The 22,614-nt window shown below is 40.0% G+C and carries 19 protein-coding genes; 14 read left to right on the forward strand and 5 right to left on the reverse strand.

What is annotated here, in order from left to right; genetic code table 11:
• The first annotated feature begins 1 nt into the window (after position 1).
• Positions 2-271 carry an acyl-CoA-binding protein gene (locus LDL79_RS04320; protein WP_072983432.1) on the forward strand — a complete coding sequence of 90 codons (270 nt, stop codon included), beginning with the start codon at positions 2-4 and terminating at the stop codon, positions 269-271.
• Positions 272-298: 27 nt separating this feature from the next.
• Here LDL79_RS04320 and LDL79_RS04325 read toward each other — a convergent pair whose 3' ends face one another.
• A complete protein-coding gene (locus LDL79_RS04325; protein WP_225599302.1) occupies positions 299-2,932 on the reverse strand; it encodes a valine--tRNA ligase in 2,634 nt (877 codons plus the stop codon).
• Positions 2,933-3,130: 198 nt separating this feature from the next.
• Between LDL79_RS04325 and LDL79_RS04330 the strand changes: the two genes are divergently transcribed.
• Positions 3,131-3,517 carry a DUF1573 domain-containing protein gene (locus LDL79_RS04330; RefSeq protein ID WP_225599303.1) on the forward strand — a complete coding sequence of 129 codons (387 nt, stop codon included), beginning with the start codon at positions 3,131-3,133 and terminating at the stop codon, positions 3,515-3,517.
• Between the two features lie 181 nt (positions 3,518-3,698).
• On the opposite strand, the gene LDL79_RS04335 is transcribed toward LDL79_RS04330, so the two are convergent.
• Positions 3,699-5,012, reverse strand: a complete 1,314-nt coding sequence (locus LDL79_RS04335) for an aspartyl protease family protein (protein WP_225599304.1) — start codon at positions 5,010-5,012, stop codon at positions 3,699-3,701.
• 151 nt (positions 5,013-5,163) lie between these two features.
• On the opposite strand from LDL79_RS04335, the gene LDL79_RS04340 reads away from it, so the two are divergent.
• Positions 5,164-6,354: a pyridoxal phosphate-dependent aminotransferase gene (locus LDL79_RS04340; protein WP_225599305.1), complete on the forward strand. Its 1,191-nt coding sequence runs from the start codon at positions 5,164-5,166 to the stop codon at positions 6,352-6,354.
• Positions 6,355-7,371 carry a UDP-N-acetylmuramate dehydrogenase gene (murB, locus tag LDL79_RS04345; protein ID WP_225599306.1) on the forward strand — a complete coding sequence of 339 codons (1,017 nt, stop codon included), beginning with the start codon at positions 6,355-6,357 and terminating at the stop codon, positions 7,369-7,371.
• Between the two features lie 54 nt (positions 7,372-7,425).
• Here the strand turns inward: murB and LDL79_RS04350 are convergent, their stop codons facing one another.
• A complete protein-coding gene (locus tag LDL79_RS04350; RefSeq protein WP_225599307.1) occupies positions 7,426-8,064 on the reverse strand; it encodes a fasciclin domain-containing protein in 639 nt (212 codons plus the stop codon).
• A gap of 185 nt (positions 8,065-8,249) precedes the next feature.
• On the opposite strand from LDL79_RS04350, the gene LDL79_RS04355 reads away from it, so the two are divergent.
• From LDL79_RS04355 to LDL79_RS04370, 4 genes are read left to right on the forward strand one after another with little or no spacing between them, the layout of a single operon-like run.
• Positions 8,250-8,453 (forward strand): membrane or secreted protein, encoded by a 204-nt coding sequence (locus LDL79_RS04355; protein WP_072983420.1) that lies wholly within the window; start codon positions 8,250-8,252, stop codon positions 8,451-8,453.
• 11 nt (positions 8,454-8,464) lie between these two features.
• A complete protein-coding gene (locus LDL79_RS04360; RefSeq protein ID WP_225599308.1) occupies positions 8,465-9,574 on the forward strand; it encodes a glycosyltransferase in 1,110 nt (369 codons plus the stop codon).
• A complete protein-coding gene (locus LDL79_RS04365) occupies positions 9,565-10,122 on the forward strand; it encodes an RNA polymerase sigma factor (RefSeq protein WP_225599309.1) in 558 nt (185 codons plus the stop codon). The genes LDL79_RS04360 and LDL79_RS04365 overlap by 10 nt, the downstream gene beginning before the upstream one ends.
• A 6-nt stretch (positions 10,123-10,128) precedes the next feature.
• Positions 10,129-11,343 carry an Nramp family divalent metal transporter gene (locus LDL79_RS04370; RefSeq protein WP_225599310.1) on the forward strand — a complete coding sequence of 405 codons (1,215 nt, stop codon included), beginning with the start codon at positions 10,129-10,131 and terminating at the stop codon, positions 11,341-11,343.
• On the opposite strand, the gene LDL79_RS04375 is transcribed toward LDL79_RS04370, so the two are convergent.
• Complete coding sequence (locus LDL79_RS04375) at positions 11,335-11,802, reverse strand: Lrp/AsnC family transcriptional regulator (protein ID WP_225599311.1); 468 nt, start codon at positions 11,800-11,802, stop codon at positions 11,335-11,337. The two genes, LDL79_RS04370 and LDL79_RS04375, sit on opposite strands and share 9 nt — an antisense overlap.
• 114 nt (positions 11,803-11,916) lie before the next feature.
• On the opposite strand from LDL79_RS04375, the gene LDL79_RS04380 reads away from it, so the two are divergent.
• Together LDL79_RS04380 and LDL79_RS04385 are read left to right on the forward strand one after the other, a co-directional pair.
• The gene (locus LDL79_RS04380; RefSeq protein WP_072983410.1) at positions 11,917-12,300 is read left to right on the forward strand and encodes a hypothetical protein; all 384 of its coding nucleotides are present in this window, start codon (positions 11,917-11,919) and stop codon (positions 12,298-12,300) included.
• A gap of 91 nt (positions 12,301-12,391) precedes the next feature.
• On the forward strand, positions 12,392-12,919 hold the full coding sequence (locus LDL79_RS04385; RefSeq protein WP_009781428.1) for a hypothetical protein: 528 nt from the start codon (positions 12,392-12,394) through the stop codon (positions 12,917-12,919).
• A gap of 148 nt (positions 12,920-13,067) precedes the next feature.
• Here LDL79_RS04385 and LDL79_RS04390 read toward each other — a convergent pair whose 3' ends face one another.
• On the reverse strand, positions 13,068-16,487 hold the full coding sequence (locus LDL79_RS04390; protein WP_225599312.1) for a methylmalonyl-CoA mutase family protein: 3,420 nt from the start codon (positions 16,485-16,487) through the stop codon (positions 13,068-13,070).
• A 164-nt stretch (positions 16,488-16,651) separates the two neighbouring features.
• Between LDL79_RS04390 and purU the strand changes: the two genes are divergently transcribed.
• The 4 genes from purU (at position 16,652) to LDL79_RS04410 (ending at position 22,612) form a co-directional block, all read left to right on the forward strand.
• Positions 16,652-17,506, forward strand: a complete 855-nt coding sequence (gene purU / locus LDL79_RS04395; protein ID WP_225599313.1) for a formyltetrahydrofolate deformylase — start codon at positions 16,652-16,654, stop codon at positions 17,504-17,506.
• 42 nt (positions 17,507-17,548) lie between these two features.
• Entirely contained in the window at positions 17,549-18,250 is a 702-nt protein-coding gene (locus LDL79_RS04400) for a DUF4197 domain-containing protein (RefSeq protein ID WP_167598013.1), read from the forward strand.
• Between the two features lie 6 nt (positions 18,251-18,256).
• On the forward strand, positions 18,257-19,237 hold the full coding sequence (locus LDL79_RS04405; RefSeq protein ID WP_225599314.1) for a carbohydrate kinase family protein: 981 nt from the start codon (positions 18,257-18,259) through the stop codon (positions 19,235-19,237).
• Positions 19,238-19,585: 348 nt separating this feature from the next.
• Entirely contained in the window at positions 19,586-22,612 is a 3,027-nt protein-coding gene (locus LDL79_RS04410) for a SusC/RagA family TonB-linked outer membrane protein (RefSeq protein ID WP_225599315.1), read from the forward strand.
• Positions 22,613-22,614: the final 2 nt, after the last annotated feature.

Raw genomic sequence — 22,614 nt, forward strand, 5'->3', positions numbered from 1 at the left:
TTTGACAAAAGAAGAGTTAGATAAAGCATTTCAGGCGGCATACGAGAAGGCAAGCGCCACAACCGTTGCCTTACCACAAGACATTCAACTTTTGCTTTATGCCTACTACAAACAAGGCAATCACAAAAGCAAACTTATTCCTCTTGAAAATATAAAAGAAAACGACCTGCGAAGCGCATTTAAATACAACGCGCTCATACAGATTAAAGGTCTTTCTGCCACAGAAGCAAAAAAGGAATACATTAAGCTGGTCGCTCAACATATTCCTTAGTTTTAGAATTTTTATTTTCTTTCAGAATTAACTTAACGCCGCCAAGCGCTTTTCAAGTGCTTCGATCTTTGCTTCAGCATCTGCCTGTTTTTGGCGCTCTATAGCCACAACTTTTTCTGGAGCATTGTTTACAAAACGCTCGTTAGAAAGTTTTCCGGAAACTGACTTTAAAAAGCCTTTGGTGTATTTCAATTCTTCATTGATCTTAGCTAATTCAGCTTCTACATCAATAGCTCCCGTAAGCGGAATAAAATACTCATTAGCTTTTACACGGAAAGAAAGTGCACCGTCTACACTAGCGTCTGTACTTTCAATTTTAGATAGGTTACATAACTTAGTAATTACTGTATCAAAACTATCTGAAAAACCTTCGGTATTCAAAACAAAGAGCTCTAGTTCATCTTTGAACGAAATATTCTTTTCTTTACGAATCGCACGCACTCCCGTGATCGTCTGAGCTGCCAGATCAAAATCTGCTAAAATCGCCTCATCAGGCTCAGTAATCTTTGGCCATTCATTAATGATCAAAGCTTCTTCAGGAGTACGGTCAGCGATATTCTGCCAGATCTCTTCCGAAGCAAAAGGAGTAAATGGATGTAAAATTCTAAGGTTGTTTTCTAAAGCTTCAATCACCGCATCAAAAGTGACTTTATCAATAGGCTTACCATACTCAGGTTTTACAATTTCTAGCAACCAACTACAGAAATCATCCCAAACCAACTTATAAGTAGTCATCAACGCATCACTTATACGGTATTTACTAAAGTGATCCTCGATCTCAACCGTTGCCTGCTTAAAGCGCTCGTTATACCAAACCAATCCTTTCTTGCTGGATTCCGGCTGCGGAATAGTGTCATCAACCTCCCAACCTTTGATCAATCTAAAGGCATTCCAGATTTTATTTATAAAGCCTTTTCCTTGCTGACACAAATCTTCATCAAAAAGGAGATCATTTCCTGCCGAAGCACTCAACAAAAGACCTACACGCACACCATCTGCACCGTAATCATCAATAAGCTTCATGGCATCAGGAGAATTCCCCAAAGATTTAGACATCTTACGACGCTCAGCATCACGCACGAGTCCGGTTAAGTACACATTAGTAAATGGCTTTTCACCGGTATATTCGTAACCTGCCATAATCATACGCGCCACCCAGAAGAATAGAATATCAGGACCGGTCACCAAGTCATTGGTAGGGTAGTAATATTTAAAATCTGCATTATCAGGATTTGCAACCCCATCAAACACACTCATAGGCCATAACCAGGAAGAAAACCAAGTATCTAACGCATCCTCATCCTGACGCAAATCTGCATCAGTGAGTTGTGCATTTCCGGTTTTTACTTTAGCCGCTTCAAGCGCTTCTTCTCGAGATTTAGCAACTACAAAATCCTCACGCCCATTACCGTAGTAATACGCGGGAATTTGCTGCCCCCACCAAAGCTGTCTAGAAATATTCCAGTCTCTGATGTTCTCCATCCAATGGCGATACGTATTCTCAAATTTCTTCGGAAATAAGTTTACCTCATCTGTATCTAAAACAGCCTTTATAGCTGGCTCAGCAAGTTCTTTCATCTTTAAAAACCACTGATCAGAAAGTTTAGGTTCTATTACCGCCTTAGTACGCTCTGAAGTACCAACTTTATTCGTGTGCTTTTCAGTTTTTACTAAAACCCCAGCAGCTTTAAGCTCTGCAACAATTTCTTCACGCACTACAAAACGATCTTTACCTTTGTAATGCAGACCGTGCTCATTTAAAGAAGCATCATCGTTAAATATGTCGATCACTTCAAGTTGATGCTTGTCGCCTAACATTTTATCATTTTCATCATGCGCCGGTGTCACTTTTAAACACCCGGTACCAAACTCAAGATCTACATATTCATCTTCGATTATAGGCACCTCTCTATTTGCGATAGGCACAATGGCTTTCTTACCCTTTAAATGGGTAAATCGCTCGTCATTAGGATTGATACAGATCGCAGTATCCCCAAAAATAGTTTCCGGTCTTGTTGTGGCAATGGTTAACGTTTCATCACTGCCAACCAACTTATAATTTAAATAGTACAAAAAGCCTTGACGTTCTTCGTGAATCACCTCTTCGTCAGAAAGTGTGGTTTGCGCTTCGGGATCCCAATTTACCATACGATGACCGCGATAAATAAGGCCTTTGTTATATAAATCAACAAAAGATTGAATAACGCTCGCTGACATGGTGTCATCCATCGTAAAACGTAATCGCTCCCAGTCGCACGAAGCACCTAGTTTTTTAAGCTGTTCTAAAATGGTTCCGCCATATTTATCGGTCCACTCCCAAGCATGTTTTAAAAACTCCTCGCGAGTAAGTTCGCTTTTATTAATTCCTTCGGCTTTTAATTTAGCAACCACCTTAGCTTCAGTAGCAATAGAGGCGTGGTCAGTTCCCGGAACCCAGCACGCATTAAATCCTTTAAGGCGCGCGCGTCTTATGAGTACATCTTGGATTGTGTTGTTCAGCATATGCCCCATATGCAATATTCCGGTTACGTTAGGTGGCGGAATTACAATCGTATAAGGCTCTTTTTCATTAGGTTCTGAATGAAAATAGTTATGTTTCATCCAGTAGTCATACCACTTTTGCTCCACATCTTTAGAGCTATATTTTGAAGCTAATGCCATTATTGGTCTAATTTTTGTCTTTAAGAGTGCAAAAGTACTTATAATAGTAAGTATTCTGAAAAAATCCGACCGATTAAAACGTAGGGTTTTCGAAAAGTTATGCTGTAAGAAAATACTTAAGATTTAATTAAATAACTGCTACTTTTTGCACATACTTTAGAATAAGCTTACTTTTATATCTCATTAACACTTAGAATTATGAAAAAAATTGTTTTGATTCTTGCTGTTGGACTAATGACTTTAGGCCTGCAAGCTCAGGATAAGAAAGCTGCAATTACTTTTGAAACTGACGTAATCGATTATGGTGACGTTGCCCACGGAAGTGATGGCACCCGTGAATTTAAATTTACAAATACCGGTGATGCCCCGCTAGTAATTTCTAAAGCCTACTCTACTTGTGGCTGTACAGTACCTAGCCCACCTAAAGATCCTATTGCTCCCGGCGATACCGGCGTGATCAAAGTAAAATATGACACCAACCGCTCTCCCGGACCAATACGCAAAACCATTACGGTATATACTAATGCTTCGGCAGAACCATATACCTTAAAAATCAAGGGAACCTTATTACCGGCAACCAATTAAGATCGGAAAATATATTAAAGCAAAAGCGACCTAATGGTCGCTTTTTTTATTGGCTCGTAGATAGGTTTAACACACTGTCCCAATGACTATCAAGATACTTCTAAATTGAAAAATTGCTTACATTTAGTGCCTCCTAAATCAGTTTCTTAGAAAGTCAAAAGGTTGAAAATCTTGGGCCATTTTACTCATCTACTAATAGCTTTTTTAATTTCAGTCTTCTATTAAATTCAACGCCATTACGCTCAATTCTTAGGCGTAAGACTGCCCCCTCATCTTTAAAAAAGTGTTTAGTAATATCGCTCAGCTCTAATTTACGCACATCACGACCGTTAATCTTCAGCAGCTTATCGCCTACTGCCAATCCTGCATCAGCTCCCGGAGAATCCTCCCGAATTGCTGCAATCTCAAAATTGGGTTTTAATCGCAATTGCGGAAACTGCACAACATTTGTTTCTAGAAAAACACTTCGGGTACTGCCATCTGCAGTGGTTATGGTTCTCGATTTTGCTATTCCGTAATCAATATCAGCCACCAACTCAAAACCTGTATGCTCTACAACCAGCCCGCTTCGGTTGTATCTAAACGGATCATCAAAGTAGCGGTTTTTTCGCAAAAACAGCTTTTTCTTACCATAGTCAAGGTATACCGTAAATCTTCTCAACACCGATGCACCAATGCTTCCATTCCTAAAATTCATTCCATTTAAATACGTTAAGGATTGATCATCAGGATAAGCGACATTCACCTTATCTAACTCATAATCGCCTAAGGAAAGTCTGTTTATTCTAGATCGATATCCTGTTACCTCCCCATTAAGTCCCAAACCCAAATGATCTTTAAAAGCATTCTCCGAAACGGCAATATCCTCGTGGGTATTGTGAAACAACCACAACGCGTCGCCACTACCCGAATCGAGCAAAAGCTTTGCCCTGAAATCCTTTTCATTTTGATTCAGACCAATATTTAGATAGGGTTTTCCTTCTTTAAGTTCGAAAGTTAACGCAGTAGAGGATCGAAATTTCTTTGAGCGAAAGTATTCAGGATCATATAGTTTTATGAAGCCGCGCTGATAATTGAGCTCTACACAAAGGTCTTTTAGAAGCGCATACCCAATGATCCCGTGTACGGGAAATCCAAGTCGGGGCGAGAAATTTTGGGCGCTATCCGGAATGTAATAAACCGTTTGATTGATCGCCGCCGAAGCACCAATATTAATAATATTCTGAGTAGATTTTATCGCCTTACTAGGCTCACCATCCCCAGAACCGCGTAGCCAGACCGTAGATTTATTATTCAGCTTTAATGGGTAATCTGCTTCGGCATCAAAAAGAATTGTAGAACGCACACCGGTATCGAGCAAAAAAGACAATTCAACACCATTGATCTGCACAGGAATGATCATTAGATTATTTACAACATCAGCTTTTATTTTTATATGGTTTTTACCATCAGGCAAAAGAAATGCACCCTGAGGAAAAACCTCAAAATTTATCATATAAACAAACAGTGCTGATATCAAATAAACATAACGCATAATTATCGTGCTATTACTGTTAATTTAGTAATTAATCCGGATTTATGCTAGTTCATTCTTTAAATTTTTTTCTCGTTTTTAATTTGCAACTTTACAGACTAAATTAAATGACATGCCGCAGTTATCGCAAAAAGGGCAATTAATGCCACAATCTCCTATAAGAAAACTTGTACCCTTTGCTGAAGCAGCAGAAGCTAGAGGGGTCCAAATTCACCAACTCAATATTGGCCAACCTGATATTCAAACGCCTCAACCTGCACTTAATGCAGTAAAAGAGGCTAATATCGAGGTATTGTCCTATAGCCATTCGGCAGGATTTTTAAGCTATCGCCAAAAATTAGCTGCTTATTACGGTAAACAAGGCATCGAGATGGATGCAAATGATATCATCATTACCACCGGAGGATCTGAAGCCCTCTTATTTGCAATGGGAAGTATTACAGACCCTGGAGACGAGGTTATCATTCCTGAGCCTTTTTACGCCAACTACAACGGTTTTGCAACCGCTTCTGGAGTTACTGTAAAACCGGTAATTTCATCATTTGAAAGCGGTTTTGCCCTACCTCCTATCGCTGAGTTTGAAAAACAGATCACTGCTAAAACTAAGGCGATCATCATTTGTAACCCGGGAAATCCTACTGGTTACTTGTATAGTAAAGACGAACTCGACCAACTTTCTAAATTGGTGAAAAAACACGACCTGTTTTTAATAGCAGACGAAGTTTACCGCGAGTTTGCTTATGACGGATTGCAACATAATTCTGTTTTAAATCAGCGCGAGATTGACGAGCATACGATTATGATCGACTCGGTTTCTAAGCGTTTTTCTATGTGTGGTGCGCGTATAGGATGCATCGTAAGCCGGAACAAAGAACTTATGGCTACAGCGATGAAGTTCGCTCAGGCGCGTTTGAGTCCGCCTACACTTGCTCAAATTGCGAGTGAAGCTGCTCTTGACACTCCACAGTCTTATTTTGACGAAGTAATTTCAGAATATGTTGATCGTAGAGATACTCTAGTAGCTGGATTAGAAGCCATTCCTGGTGTGCGTGTTGCCAAGCCTAAAGGTGCATTTTACTGTATTGCCGAGCTTCCGGTAAAAAATTCTGATGATTTTGCGCAGTGGCTTTTAGAGTCTTTTGAGGTCAATAAAAAGACAGTAATGGTAGCGCCTGCAGCAGGTTTTTACTCAACTCCGGGCGAAGGTTTAAATCAGGTGCGTATCGCTTATGTTCTTAAAAAAGAAGATTTGATTGAAGCTGTCGAACTTTTAAAAGAAGCTCTAAGCCAGTATAAAGACTAAATGCAAATTACTCATAATGCATCATTAAAGTCGTATAACACCTTTGGCATTTCAGCAAAGGCACGAGCGTTTATTTCGGTTACTGATATTGAAATGCTCAAAGAAGCATTGCACTTAGAAGCTTATCCTGAAAAATTTATTTTAGGCGGCGGAAGCAATATGCTATTGAAAAGTGATGTAAATGCTTTAGTAATCCACGTTGCGCTCAAAGGAATTAAAACGGTTAAGGAAACTGCTGACAATATTTGGTTGGAAGTTGCCGGCGGCGAAAACTGGCACGAGTTTGTGATGTATTGTGTGAACCACGGTTATGGCGGGGTCGAGAATATGGCGTTAATTCCAGGAAATGTGGGTACAGCGCCAGTTCAAAACATTGGTGCTTATGGGGTTGAACTTAAAGATCATTTTTACAGTTGCTCGGCGATTCACAGAACGACTTTAGAGCAAAGAACCTTCTCGCTTAAAGACTGTTGTTTTGGGTATAGAGATTCGGTTTTTAAGAATGAGTTGAAAGATCAATATGTTATTACTTCGGTAACCTTTCAATTGGATAAAAACAAGCACGAATTGCATACCGGTTACGGAGCAATTCAACAGGTTTTAAAGGAAAAGGAAATCAATTACCCTTCAATAAAAGATATCGCTCAAGCCGTTATTGCTATCAGAGCATCTAAACTTCCTGACCCTAAAAAATTGGGCAACAGCGGAAGTTTCTTTAAAAACCCGGTAGTACCTAAAACTATTTTTGAGGCTATTCAGAAAAAATATCCTGAAATGCCTTTTTATCCTATTTCTGAAACAGAAGTCAAAATTCCCGCGGGATGGCTTATAGAGCAAGCCGGTTTTAAAGGAAAGCGTTTTGGCGATGCCGGCGTACATAAAAACCAAGCTTTAGTTCTTGTGAATTATGGTGATGCAACCGGCAACGAAATCTGGGATTTGGCGCTGCGAATTCAGAAGGAAGTTCACCAGCAATTTGGAATTGAGATTCAGCCCGAAGTCAATATTATTGAGTAAAAAATAAAAACCCCGCTTTTCAGCGAGGTTTTTATTTTTTATGAGTGTATCAACTTACTTAGACATCAATACTTTATTTACTTCGTGTACCACACCATTTGATGCTTCGATGTTTCCTAGGACGATTTGGGCTTTTTTACCTTTTCCGTCTCTAATTACAATTTGATCTCCATCACGCATTATGGTGAGCTCCTCTCCTTTTACTGTTTGAATTTTAGCTTTTCCGTTGCCGGCATCTATCGCTTTACCAAGATCTTCAGATCTCATAATTCCCGGGATTACGTGATATTGTAGCACACTTACTAATTGTTCTTTGTTTTCAGCTTTGGTCAAATCTTCAAGCGTACCTTTTTTCAATTGAGAAAAAGCATAATCTGTAGGAGCAAAAACGGTATACTCTCCTTCTGCCATCAACATTTCAGATAAACCTGCTGCTTTCAAGGCAAGAACTAAAGTATCTAATTCTTCTGCCGCCATCGCTTTTGAAGCAATACTGTTTGCACGCGCTTCTTCCTTCATCTGTTGTGCTTTCATCTCTGCTTCTTCTGCTTCCTTAGCCGCTTGATCCGCTTCAGCCGTTTGCATCTCCTGCTCCTCTAGTCTTATTTCTTCTTCATTCTTTTTTCCGTCGTTACAAGAAACTAAAACACCGGTACTTACTGCAAGAGCTATAATTAACTTATTAAATTTCATAATTATTTTATTTATGGTTAATGTAGAAGCCAAATTAAACAGAATATCAAGCACTTAAACGGCTGCGCTACTAATCTTTAGTTAAATAAACTGGGGATATGTTAGAAATATTAACGCTTTACGACAAAGCTAAAACTTGGGGCTCAAAGCTTCATTTTGTATCTTTGTCTTATATATTTTGAGTTATGAAACTGCTATTAATCACATTACTTTTATTAGGACTTGCATTTGCCGGAATTGCTATTAAAATTTGGGCAAAAAAAGACGGTAAATTTGCCGGAACCTGTGCAAGTCAGAATCCTTATTTGAATAAAAGTGGTGAAGCCTGCGGGATGTGTGGTAAAATGCCAGACGAAATAGGCGACTGCTCTACCAGTAAAGCATCTTAATCTTCACCGGCTTGGTTGCGCTAAGCCCACTTTTCTTTTATGCGTTTGTAGCCATTGGCATTGTCAACATAAGTTACTTCGTGTATTTTTCAATTTTCCCATTTAGACCACAGCGGTCCATTCAAACAAATTCTGAAGAAGAAGGTATTTCTGTAATTGTTTGTGCTCAGAACGAGATCAACAACCTCAGGACGCTTATCCCAAAATTGCTGGAGCAGGAATTTTCTGTTTTTGAAATTCTGATCGTGAATGACCATTCTACTGATGGAAGTTTAGAACTTCTGCGTGAGTTTGATCAAAAACACCATAATTTTAAATTCTTTAATCTTACAGAGCAAACCGGTAAAAAAGCAGGAATCACAGCAACAGTTGCTATGGCGCAATATGACCGTCTCGTATTTACAGACGCAGATTGCATTCCGGCTTCAAAACACTGGCTGAGAGCAATGCATTCAGCTTTTACACCTAATGCTGAAATTGTCTTAGGTTATGGTGCCTATCTCAAATTGAAGAATTCTTTTTTAAACAAGTTGATCAGATTTGAAACCTTGCTGACTGCTTTGCAATATTTTGCGTACGCCCTGCGCAAGAATACCTATATGGGCGTTGGTAGAAATCTGGCGTATACTAAAACTCTTTTTAATACAAGCGGCGGCTTTGAAGCCCATAAGCACGTCAAACCGGGAGATGATGACCTTTTTGTGAATCAAAATGCAACGCCTACCAATGTAGCACTCTGCATAAATCCGGAAGCTTTTACGATCTCACAACCCAAAACCACTTGGAAAAGTTGGTTCATTCAGAAGAGAAGACACGTTGGTGTAGCACATTTATATCAAGCAAAACATCAAGTACAGCTCACTCTTTTTTACTGCTCTCAAGTGCTATTCTTTTTATTTTTTCTAGGAGCCGCATTCACTGCCACTGCACATTTTTATATAATCTTGTGTTTATTTGTTGTTCGGGAGTTGTATGTTTGGAGCATATATGCAACTACTGCTAAAAAACTTCAGGAGCGCGATTTAATCCCTTTTACCCTCTTGTTAGAACCGTTTTTAGTGAGTCTGCAAATGCTTATCTTTATATCAAACTCTCTGGTAAACCCCCGCCGTTGGAAGTAAATCAAGACATCGTAAATCATAAAATCACACAGGCTAAGAGTGGCAGTCAGAGCGCTTTTAATTACCTGCTGAACACCCATTGGAATATGGTTTACCGTTTTCAGCTAGAGCGTACGCAAGATGACTTTAAGGCGGAAGAAATCACCATTCAAACTTTTGCCAAAGCGTTTAACCAACTGGAGTCTTACGACAGTACGTATAAATTCAGTACGTGGCTTATTACGATCTCTAAAAATCTTCATATTGATTTGCTTCGGAAAGAAAACAGCAGGCAGCGGCATTTCAGTAAAGATGAAAAAGTAAATAAAGTAGCTGACGACAATCCTACTGCCGAAGATGCGCTCATCACAGAACAAAGTCTTTCTGAACTGAAGGGGCACATTAAAAAACTTAAACCGCATTATCAGGAAATAATAAATTTGCGCTACTTTCAAGAGATGAGTTACAAAGAAATGGCGCAAACCTTAAATGAGCCTATGAGCAATGTGAAGGTTAAACTATTGCGAGCTCGCCGCCTTCTTTCAGACTTGATCGAAAAAGAGCATTAAGTACTCATGAAGCATTTTTTTAGACAGTTGGGTCCCGGCCTTTTGTTTGCCGGTGCTGCCATTGGCGTATCACACCTCGTACAATCTACCCGAGCGGGAGCTGATTATGGCTTTGGCCTGATCTGGGCATTAGTGCTAATTCACGTGATTAAATATCCGTTTTTTCAATTTGGTCCACGCTATGCGGCCGCTACCGGTCAGAGTTTGCTTGACGGTTACAAACGTCTGGGTAAAGCTGTTTTAATACTATACTTCTGTATTAATCTGCTTACCATTTTTACAATTCAAACTGCGGTAACCATCGTAACCGCAGGTATTGCTACCTATATCTTTGATGTGAACTGGGATATCACAATCTGGTCTTTGATCATTACCGCGATCTGCGCTGTGATACTCATTATTGGGCGCTATAATCTGCTGGATCGTTTAATGAAATTCATTGTGATCACACTTACGATCAGCACACTCGCTGCGGCATTTATGGCAGGCTCACAAACATCTGAAGCAGTTAGCCTAACCCAAATACTCCCTAAAGATTCAGTAGGAATTGCATTCCTGATAGCCTTTATGGGCTGGATGCCGGCACCTTTAGATATTTCTATCTGGCATTCCTTATGGTCTTTGGAAAAAGCTAAAAGCGGAGCTATAACTCCAAAATCTGCTGTTTTTGATTTTAATATTGGCTTTTTAGGCACTATAATCGTAGGCACTTGTTTTGTTGCGTTGGGGACCTTTATTATGTTTCACAGCGGAAGCAGTTTTAGTTCTAGCGGCGTCGCTTTTGCCAAACAATTGATAGATATGTACACCAGTAGTTTAGGCAACTGGGCGTTTTATCTGATCGGTATCGCAGCATTGACTACGATGTTTAGCACTACGCTAACAACCCTGGACGCTTCTCCCCGATCTATGGCAAAAACCTTAGACCTGATCACTGATAAAAAGATAAAGCACAGTTATTTTATCTGGATCGTGATTCTCATTCTAGGCACTGTTGGTATTCTGTTCTTTTTAACCAACGAGATGGGAACATTGGTGCAAATTGCGACCATACTTTCTTTTTTGACTGCTCCATTTTTTGCGATAAGTAATGTGCTGGTGATGAACAGCAGCGCAGTACCTAAAGAACGCCGCCCTAGCAAACTGCTTAATTATTTCAGTTGGTTTGCGATCGTTTTGCTTATTCTTTTCAGTTTGTGGTATTTGAGTACGCTATTCTGATTTTTTCTTTCGGTCTTCTTTGCGGGTTCTAATGGGTGCATTTTCGATCACTGTAGAAAGAACTATGTGTGTTTTGGTTTCCCCGTAGGTAATCAATTTATCAATAAATTCTTCCAGATGGAATTGATCAAAAAGCACCACTTCCATAAAAATATTTTCATTACCCGTGATGCGATAGCAATTGAGCACTTCGCTAAAATCGTGCACCTTTTCTAAAAAAGGTTTTAACCTTCCCATAAATGCGCGCAGCGTGATGATCGCTTTAAGCTGATGACCTGATTCTATATGCGAGATTTCAGCCTTATAACCAATGAGTACCCCGGCGTCTTCCATCTTACGAATGCGTTCTGCAACAGCGGGCGAAGTGATGCCAATTTCGCGGCCTATAGCGCTCACGCTCATACGTGCATTACGCTGTAATAGTTGAAGGATTTTCCAGTTTACGGAATCTATATTCATTTTTAAATAAATTAGAATTATTTCTTTAAAAATTAAAGTAAATACAAACTTACACTTTAAATACAAAATATATAAGTTGTAGAATACCGTTAAATTTGAACGACTATTAAAGCAATGACGTATATACCTAGAAATACACATCTTTATAACCAAGCTATTGAAATTCTGAGACTTTCGCGCTCGGTTTCTAACTATTTGGTTTATGATCTAGCACATCTTAAAAAAGATGGCAGCGAAGATCCCTATGTGTATTTTACAGGAGATATTGTACGCCAATCAGACTCGCTAGCTCCTGAAATTTTAAAAGCTGAAAATATGGCTTTTCAAGACGACAGGCTAAAGCAAGCTGCTTCTATAGAACGACTGACTTCTAGTTTATATCGCACTTGTGAACGGCTGGAGCGTGCAGAAAGCAACGGAAAAGACTTTGTACGCATTTTACGCCGTGAAATACGCAAATTTAGAAAGCTTCAGCACAAATGGATGATGACCTTATAGTCTCATCTGTTTCTTTGAAAAGAATGTTTTGTATTTTTAAATCAATCCTTTCACCCCTATATTAAGGCACAGATTTAAAGCTAGAAAACACATGCCATCAGAAGACGATTTTAATTCGCAAAATGATTATCAAGACAGCGAACTCTTTAAAAAAGCAACCGAAATTTTAAAGTTGGCTAATCGTATTGCAGAGATTGCAGCGTCTTATGAGATTGACTCAAAAGACAAAAATGAACAAGAGATTTTGCGCAGTCAAGCCTTGTTTATACGTGAAGATGCATCAATCATTCCTTCAAAGATTGCTGGAGCTTATCATTGTGACCTTTATGACATTAAGATGGAAAAGGCCACCATTATTCGCAAATGTGCACGCGATCTCGCCACGCATATGACTGGCCTGGAAATGTTCGGTTTTAAAGAAACCGAATACCTCAACTTACTTCGCAATGAGATTGAAGATTTCAGAATTTTATTTGCAGAATGGGTAAAGACTTTTGACCCATGGAATTATATGATAGACCGCTGGGGATTGTTTAATCCGCCGGGAATTAATTATAACGACCCCGATCCCGACGACGATTTACCCTTTGATCCTGACGATCTTGATTTTGAAGATTGAAAACAGTAAGCTACCTCGGTAATTCCTTTAATTTTGGATAGAAACGAATTTTCAAACCCGAGGCAAGCCTCGGTATATTTAACCTTTTGGCGGTGCCAAAAAAAGCCCTTTAAAAGGGCTTTTTCAATATTATAGCGTTGCTTCTTTCTTACATATTTCGTCTGTACTGCCCTCCAACTTCAAAAAGTGCTTCGGTAATTTGACCGAGCGAACAGATTTTTGTCGCTTCCATAAGTTGCTCAAAAATATTGTCGTTGTTGATCGCCGCCTCTTGTACTTTACGCAAGGCATTTTCCGCTTGATCTTCATAGGCTTTATGAAGCTTTGTCAACGTATTGATCTGTGCTTGCTTCTCTGCTTCGGTTGCTCTGATGACTTCGGCAGGTTTTACAGTTGGCGAACCTTTACTACTCAAAAACGTATTCACACCAATAATCGGGAAATCTCCGTTGTGTTTCAGCGTCTCATAATACAAGCTTTCTTCCTGTATTTTGCTGCGTTGATACATGGTTTCCATAGCGCCTAGCACGCCGCCGCGTTCGGTAATACGGTCAAATTCAGTAAGCACAGCTTCCTCTACCAGATCAGTAAGTTCTTCAATTATAAAGGCTCCCTGAATAGGGTTTTCGTTCTTAGCTAAACCTAATTCTTTATTGATTATCAACTGAATTGCCATCGCTCTACGCACGCTTTCTTCAGTTGGCGTGGTGATCGCTTCGTCGTAGGCGTTAGTATGCAGTGAATTGCAATTATCGTAAATCGCATACAGCGCCTGAAGCGTCGTACGTATGTCATTAAAATCAATTTCCTGCGCGTGTAAAGATCTACCTGAAGTTTGAATATGATACTTCAACATTTGAGCTCGTGGATTGGCTCCGTATTTATGCTTTAACGCTTTCGACCAAATTCTACGTGCCACACGGCCGATCACAGCATACTCGGGATCAATACCATTACTGAAGAAAAACGACAGGTTGGGACCAAATTTATTGATATCCATTCCGCGGCTGAGATAGTACTCCACATAGGTAAATCCGTTTGCCAAAGTGAACGCGAGTTGCGTGATGGGATTGGCGCCTGCTTCAGCAATATGATATCCTGAAATAGAAACCGAATAAAAATTGCGCACCTGATTCTCAATAAAATATTCCTGTACATCACCCATAAGACGCAGTGCAAATTCAGTTGAAAAGATACAAGTGTTTTGCGCTTGGTCTTCCTTCAGAATATCGGCCTGAACGGTACCACGCACTTGCTTAATCGTTTCCTCTTTAATTTTTGAATAGACTTCCTCCGGCAAAACCTGATCTCCGGTAACGCCAAGCAACATCAAGCCCAAGCCGTTATTTCCTTCGGGAAGTTCGCCGTTGTATACCGGTCGATCTAACCCATTTTCCTTATAAATCGACTGAATAGTTTGCTCGACTTCGTCTTCTAAATTGTTCTCCGTGATGTATTTTTCACACGCCTGATCCACAGCTGCATTCATAAAAAAGCCAAGCAGCATCGGTGCCGGGCCGTTAATGGTCATACTCACCGAAGTCATCGGGTTTGCCAAATCGAAGCCTGAATACAGCTTTTTTGCATCATCAAGGCAGCAGATAGAAACACCCGCATTTCCGATCTTTCCATAAATATCAGGGCGATGATCGGGGTCATTACCATAAAGCGTAACGCTGTCAAAAGCAGTAGAAAGACGTTTTGCAGGTAAGCCCATACTCACGTAATGAAAACGACGGTTGGTACGTTCCGGGCCGCCTTCTCCGGCAAACATTCGGGTAGGATCTTCCCCCGTACGTTTAAACGGATACAAGCCTGCCGTATACGGAAATTCTCCCGGCACATTTTCTTGCAACACCCATTTTAAAATATCGCCCCAAGCTTGATATTTTGGCAACGCCACTTTAGGAATTTGACTGTGGGACAAAGATTCAGAGTGCGTTTCTATTTTGATCTCTTTATCACGAACTTTAAACGTGTATACCGGATCTTTGTAGCGATTCACTTTATCTTGCCAACCTAAGATCACTTCCCAATTATAGGGATCCAGATTCATTTTTACCTTATCAAATTCAGCTAGAAGTAGTTTTGCCAAATCCTGATCTTCTGCAGCGTCGCTAAGTACAAGTCCGCTTTTGTCAAGTTTAGGCAACTGACCGGTTACGGTATCTAAGGTTTTAAAAATTCCATAGAGTTTCTGCGCAACTTCAGCCTGAGTAGCTGCGGTTTCATCATAACCGCGATTATTTTCAGCGATCTCAGAAAGATAACGCGTGCGCGCCGGTGGAATCACAAAGATCTTCTCAGACAACTCATCTGTTGCGCTGAAGGTACTTTCAAAATTTGCTTCGGTTTTTGCATTGAGTGTTTTAATGATTTCAGAATACAATTTATTCATTCCGGGATCATTAAACTGCGAAGCGATCGTTCCGTAAACCGGCAAGTCTTTTTGATCAACCTCCCACAACTGATGGTTACGCATGTATTGTTTTTTCACATCACGCAGCGCATCCTGAGCCCCGCGTTTGTCGAATTTATTTATGGAAACCAGATCAGCAAAATCAAGCATATCGATCTTCTCAAGCTGCGTTGCCGCACCAAACTCAGGAGTCATCACATACAAAGACACATCGCTGTGCTCTAGAATTTCGGTATCGCTCTGGCCAATTCCGCTGGTTTCTAGAATGATGAGATCATATTGAGCTGCTTTCAACACATCAACGGCTTCTTGCACATGTTTAGAAAGTGCCAAGTTACTTTGACGAGTCGCCAAGGAGCGCATATAAACGCGAGGCGAATTGATCGCATTCATACGAATACGATCGCCTAAAAGCGCTCCGCCTGTTTTACGTTTTGAAGGATCTACCGAAATAATCCCAAGATTCTTCTCTGGAAAATCATTTAAAAATCTTCTTACGAGTTCGTCTACCAGCGAAGATTTTCCCGCACCACCGGTTCCTGTAATTCCCAATACCGGGACGCTCGAAATCGCTTCAGCCTCTTTGAATTTCTCTAGAAATACGTCGTGATTATTTTCAGCCATGGAGATGAGTCGGGCTAAAACATTCACGTTTTTTTCCTGAAGTGCATTTTGAATTTTCTCAGTTTTCGGCAAAGCTTCAGCAGCCGGAGCAAAATCGGCCTTTTCAACAAGATCGTTGATCATTCCTTGCAATCCCATCTCACGCCCATCGTCTGGCGCATAAATACGCGTAATCCCGTAATCCATTAATTCTTCAATTTCTTCTGAAAGAATTACTCCGCCTCCACCGCCAAAAATCTTGATATGCTCTGCTCCTTTTTCCTGAAGCAAATCATACATATATTTGAAATATTCGGTATGACCGCCTTGATACGAAGTCATCGCTATCGCCTGAACATCCTCTTGAATTGCAGTATTCACTACCTCTTCTACACTCCGATCGTGACCAAGGTGTATCACCTCAACCCCGGTCGCTTGAATAATGCGTCGCATAATATTTATTGCAGCATCGTGCCCATCAAAAAGAGAAGCTGCGGTTACAATACGTACTTTATGTTTAGGGATATAAGGCTGAATTTGATTCATTCGTAATTTTTTGCTTTTTTAAGACCACTAATTTAAATAATTACTAATTAATTGATAATTATTTTGTGTTATTAATATTATAATTTGAAGGTTTATTTTCTAGCTTAGCGTTGCGTTAATCTACGTGTTGTACGTTGAAAATCAACCAACCAAGTTTTCAAATTATGCAGAAAATTACACTTTTAATCAATTGTCCGGATCGTAAAGGTATAGTGACTACCATCACGCAGTTTATTCTTGAACGTCAAGGAAATATCGTTTATCTCGACCAGCACGTTGATCGCCAAGAAGGCATTTTCTTTATGCGTGTTGAAAGTGAATTTGATCAAGAAGAATTTAGCATTGCCGATTTTGAAATGCAGTTTATTGCGCAATTTGTAGATGATTATCAATTGACCTATCAACTTTTTGATGCGCATTACAAACCGCGTTTAGCGCTTTTTGTGTCTAAATACGATCATTGTTTGTACGATCTACTCGGGCGTTATGCTTCGGGTGAATTACCTGTTGAAATCCCGCTGATCATCAGTAACCATCCTGATCTGGAAATCGTAGCCAAGCGTTTTGAAATTCCGTTTAAACATATTGCGGTGACCAAAGCTACAAAGGCAGCAGCTGAAGCAGAACAAATCGCAGCGATTAAAGAGCACCAAATAGATTTGATCGTACTTGCGCGGTATATGCAAATCATTTCTGATGAATTTGTCGCACAGTTTAAAAACAAGATCATCAATATTCACCATTCGTTTTTACCGGCGTTTATTGGTGCAAAACCTTATCACGCTGCTTTTGAACGCGGGGTAAAGATCATAGGCGCAACGAGCCATTATGTGACGGCAGATCTTGATGAAGGGCCTATTATCGAGCAAGAGATCGTACGTGTGTCTCACGTGCATTCTGTTCAGGATTTTATTCTGAAAGGAAGGGACCTAGAAAAGATTGTTTTAGCTCGAGCCATCAAAGCGCATGTGGAACATAAAGTACTAGTATTTGGTAATAAAACAGTGATTTTCTCCTAAAGCACATTTTTTAAATCTTCAAGAATAGCCTAACTTAACACTATGAAAAAACTAGTTGCTCTACTTTCGATATTAATATTAAGCAGTTGTGCCGAATTACAATCTGTGGTTGATAATTTACCCAATCAAACGGGTATTGATAATGCTACAATTGCCAGTGGTTTACGCCAGGCTTTAGATTTTGGTATTGAAAAACAAGTAACCAAGCTCACCCAAAAAGACGGTTTCTACGGAAATAGTTTAGTAAAGATCTTACTCCCGGAAGAATTGCAAAAAGTGGATCAAACCTTGAGAAATGTAGGTCTTAGCAGTCTTGCCGATGAAGGTCTTAAAGTACTTAATCGTGCTGCTGAAGACGCCGTGAGTGAAGCAACACCCATTTTTGTTGATGCAGTAAAGGGCATCACATTTGCCGATGCAAAAACAATACTGCTGGGAGCTGATGATTCGGCAACCACGTATTTACAAAACAAAACCAGCACCCAATTGTATGATAAGTTTAATCCTGTGATCAAATCATCTTTCAGCAAAGTAGGTGCAGATCAAATCTGGAGTAATCTCATCACTAAATATAATGCACTACCCTTAACCAATGACGTAAATCCTGACCTTACCGATTATGTCACACAAGAAGCTTTAAAAGGCGTGTATACGATGATCGCTGTAGAAGAAAAAGAAATAAGAACTGATTTTTCTGCCCGCACAACTACGCTGCTTAAAAAAGTTTTCGCACTACAAGATTAGAAGCTTATGGCAAATCCGCTAAAAATAGTTGTCGCCGGACCTATTCCGAGAGATACGATTTCGACTTACGAAAACGATGTAATTATGCGCTACGGTTGTGTTACACATCCTGTAATTGCGTTAGCCAAACTTTTAGATGCTGAAGGTGTCGTTGTTCCAGTGAGCAATATGCATAAAAAAGATGAAGCAGGAATCACCGCGGAATTTGCTCCTTTTAAAAATATTGATCTTAGCGGAATCAACACCAAAGAAGACAGTGGCACCGTGATTCTTCTTGATTTTAAAGACCAAAATAATCGGGAAGAAAAACAGCTGGCCTGTATGAATCCCATACGCCCGAAGCATATTAAAAAACATCTGGATGCAGCGGTTTTTGTATTTGTGCCCATCACCGATTTTGAAATCAGCCTTAGCACCTTAAAACATATAAAAAAACACAGCGATGCAACGATCGTGTTTGATGCGCACGGTGCAACCACCGCAATGGATGTCAAGGGGCATCGGCATCGCAAATTTTGGGTAGATCGTGACGAATGGCTACCCTATATTGATGTTCTAAAAATGAATTTAGAAGAATCGCAGTGTATGTCTTTTGCCAATGAGTATGAGCACGAGATCCCTTCAATCTATGACGAGAACGCAACCGAACATCTCGACGATCTTGCCAAACACGTTTTGAAAAGAGGCGTGTCGTTTTTCTACGTTACTATGGATTCCAGAGGATGCATTCTTTATTCTCTGCAGGACAACCAACTCAAAAAAGACTGGATCGCTTCGGTTAAAGTTGACAAAGTTGTAGATACTACAGGCTGTGGAGATAGTTTTGCCGGTGGCTTAGCCTATGGTTTTGCAAAATATGACGACCCCATCAAGGCTGGTCAATTTGCCAATATTTTAGGCGCACGCCGCACACAGGGCAAAAACTGGGACGTTTTTAAAACTGCTGATGAGACAGAGAGCATCCGACTACAAAATTACGGGGAATAGTTCCTTACACCCATTGAAGCATAAATTACCACCAAAAACATTGCTATTTTAACAGTTAACGTTTTCGGCAAAATCTACTTGCTATAAAGTAAATTTTAACCATCTATTTTTACCAAATTTTCATTTTAAGGTTTCAAACCAGTATAAAAATTCAGACTTTCGCAAACTTCCAAATTCTCACAATATTTTAAACTGACGCAATCTGTGTTAAATTAACCTAATTTAACGTTTTTAAGGGGTTCATTACAATATTTTAGCATCGTATAATGACAATTTCACTCCTCCCCTAAAAGTTGTCACTTCATTTTTAGGGTTGGTACGCGAAATTATAATCTTAAACCCTTTAATATGAAGAATAGAAAATTACTATTTTCTTTTAGCATCTTAATGATGCTTACCTGCTACTTTTCTTTTGCTCAGTCCAAAACAGTTTCAGGTACCGTAACCGACGATCAGGGCTTACCGTTACCTGGCGTAAACATTACCATTCAAGGCACCACAACCGGAACACAAACCGATTTTGACGGAAATTATTCCATTAGTGCTGCAGAAGGTGAAACGCTTGTTTTTTCCTATTTAGGCTTTCAAAATCAACAAGTCATCATCACGACTACCTCAACCTACAATGTTACGATGGCGGCTAGCACAGATGAACTAGACGAAGTACTTGTTGTAGGATATGGTACTCAGAGCAAGCGTACTTTAACAGACAACATTGTTAAGCTTAGTGCTGAAGACATTGATGAAGTTCCGGTTTCTAACTTCCAGAGTGCTTTGGTAGGTAAAGCTGCCGGTGTACAGATCACTCAAACTAACGGTAAAGTTGAAGGTGGTTTAAATATACGCGTTAGAGGCGCTACCAGTATTTCAGCCGGAACACAGCCTCTTTATGTATTAGACGGGATCCCGCTATACAATGCTAACGAGTCCAACAATGGCGCTCCTACCAACCCCTTATTATCGATTAGCCCTAATGAAATTGAGTCTATCGAAATTTTAAAGGATGCTTCTTCTGCTGCGATTTATGGTTCACGAGGAGCAAATGGTGTTGTGATCATCACCACTAAAACCGGTAAAGAAGGTAAAGCTGAATTTTCGGTGAATTTGAGCCACGGATTAAGCGAGCCTACAAATACGAGAGATTGGTTAAGCTCAGCACAATATATTGAGTTATTTACAGAGGCTGCTATCAATGCAGTAGGAACTTCTTTTGCTGATGAAGCTTCTGCTATTGAATATATTGAAGGTACTTTTGACTTTCTAGCTGCGGGCACTGATTGGAGAAATGGTGCCGTTGATACAGATTGGCAAGATCTTGCTTTTCAAAACGGTTATGTATCTGATGCCGATTTCTCAATGAGCGGCGGAAATGCGAAAACTTCGTATTTCTTCTCAGGATCTTTAAATGAAACCAGAGGTATTGTTCGCGGAAACGAATTAAGACGTTTTAATGGTCGTACCAATATTACTCATAAGTTTAGCGATCGTTTTAACATAGGTATGAACTTGAGCTATTCACGTTCAGATATTGATCGTATCGCCAATGACAATGCTTTTGTGACACCGCTTCAAGCCATTGCACAACCGCATATTTCCCCGGCGTACAATGAAGATGGCACTCCTAATGCAAACACGATTTACCCTAACTTCTTACTTCAAGAAGAAAATGCATTTTACAACACCATCATACGCAGAGTAAATGGGCGTACTTTTGGTGATTACGAGATTTTAGACGGCTTAAAGATTAACGGAAACTTTGCTTACGATCTTTATTACCAGACCGAAGATAACTTTACCGGTAGAAATGCACCATTTCAATCAACCAATGGCGAAGTATTTGCGAGCAGTGTAAATGCTGAAAACTACATTGTATCAGGATTTTTAAGCTATGATAAGCAATTGGGAGATTTACATACGTTAGGGCTTGTTGCCGGTACAGAACTTAATGAAACAACCCGTAGATACGAGAGTGTTACAGCAAACCAGTTTCCATCTGATGATTTTCAAACCGTAGACGGCGGGGCAGATATTGTTGCTGGTAGCGGTAACCGCTCGGCAAACGCGTTCTTTTCATTATTTGCGCGAGCTACTTATGACTACGCTAATAAATACCTATTAAAGGCTAGTATTAGACGTGATGGCTCCTCTCGCTTTGGTGCAAACGAGCGCTACGGAGTATTCCCCGCCTTTTCTGCAGGATGGGTGATTTCAGAAGAAAGCTTTTTGCAAGACTCACAAACCTTATCTTACTTAAAACTACGCGGTAGCTGGGGTAAAACCGGTAACGCAGATATTGGTAATTTCCCTTCTAGATATTTATTTGGTGCGATTTCGTATAACCAGCGTCCCGGTATTTCATTAAGCCAACCGGGTAACCCAGATTTAACTTGGGAAACCACCACTCAAACTGACTTCGGTATTGAATTCGGCTTTTTAAATGGAAGAATTTCAGGAGAGGTTGATTACTATCACAAAAATACTGACGGGCTATTATTCAACGTTCCTCTGATCCCTAGTTCTGGAGCTTCAAGCATCAGCAGCAATATTGGCGAACTTGAAAATAAAGGTTTTGAATTTGTATTGAATGCAGATATCATTCAGACCGAAGGTTTTCAGTGGAGCACAAGTTTTAATGCTGCATACAACAAAAACGAGATCCTTTCATTACCTAATAACAACAATGATATTGTAAGCGGTCAAAACATTCAGCGTGTAGGAGAACCGGTAAATGCATTTTATATGTATGAGTACGCAGGTGTAGATCCTGACAATGGAGATGGCTTGTACTACATCAACAGCACGAACGAAGACGGAAGTTTAAACCGAGAAACTACCAACAACCCTAACGAGGCAAATCGTGTGGTTGTGGGGAATCCGTTTCCTGAATGGTATGGAGGTATCACCAATACCATCAACTTTATGAATGTAGATTTATCATTTACATTTCAAGGGGAATTTGGTTCTGCTATTTATAATGGTGGTGGCCGTTTTCAATCAGCCAGTGCAGATTATTTTGACAACCAAACGTTGGACCAATATACAGACAGATGGCAGCAACCGGGTGATATAACAGATGTTCCACAAGCACGTTTATTTGGTGGAAACGGAACTGCACAATCTACCCGCTATTTAGATGAAAATGATTTTATCAGATTACGTAACGCTACCTTAGGATATACCATTCCGGATGAAATAATAAAGCGTTACGGATTTACCAAAATACGCGTTTATGTTACCGGCGTTAATTTATTGACCATCACAGATTATGAAGGTTACGATCCTGAAGCACGAAGCGATGCAGGTGGTGTAGGCCAAGCTTTTTACTCGGTACCGCCGGCAAGAACATTTTCTGTAGGACTTAACGTGAAATTTTAAAA

The organism is Leeuwenhoekiella palythoae, assembly GCF_020310025.1.
Taxonomy (GTDB): Bacteria; Bacteroidota; Bacteroidia; order Flavobacteriales; family Flavobacteriaceae; genus Leeuwenhoekiella; species Leeuwenhoekiella palythoae.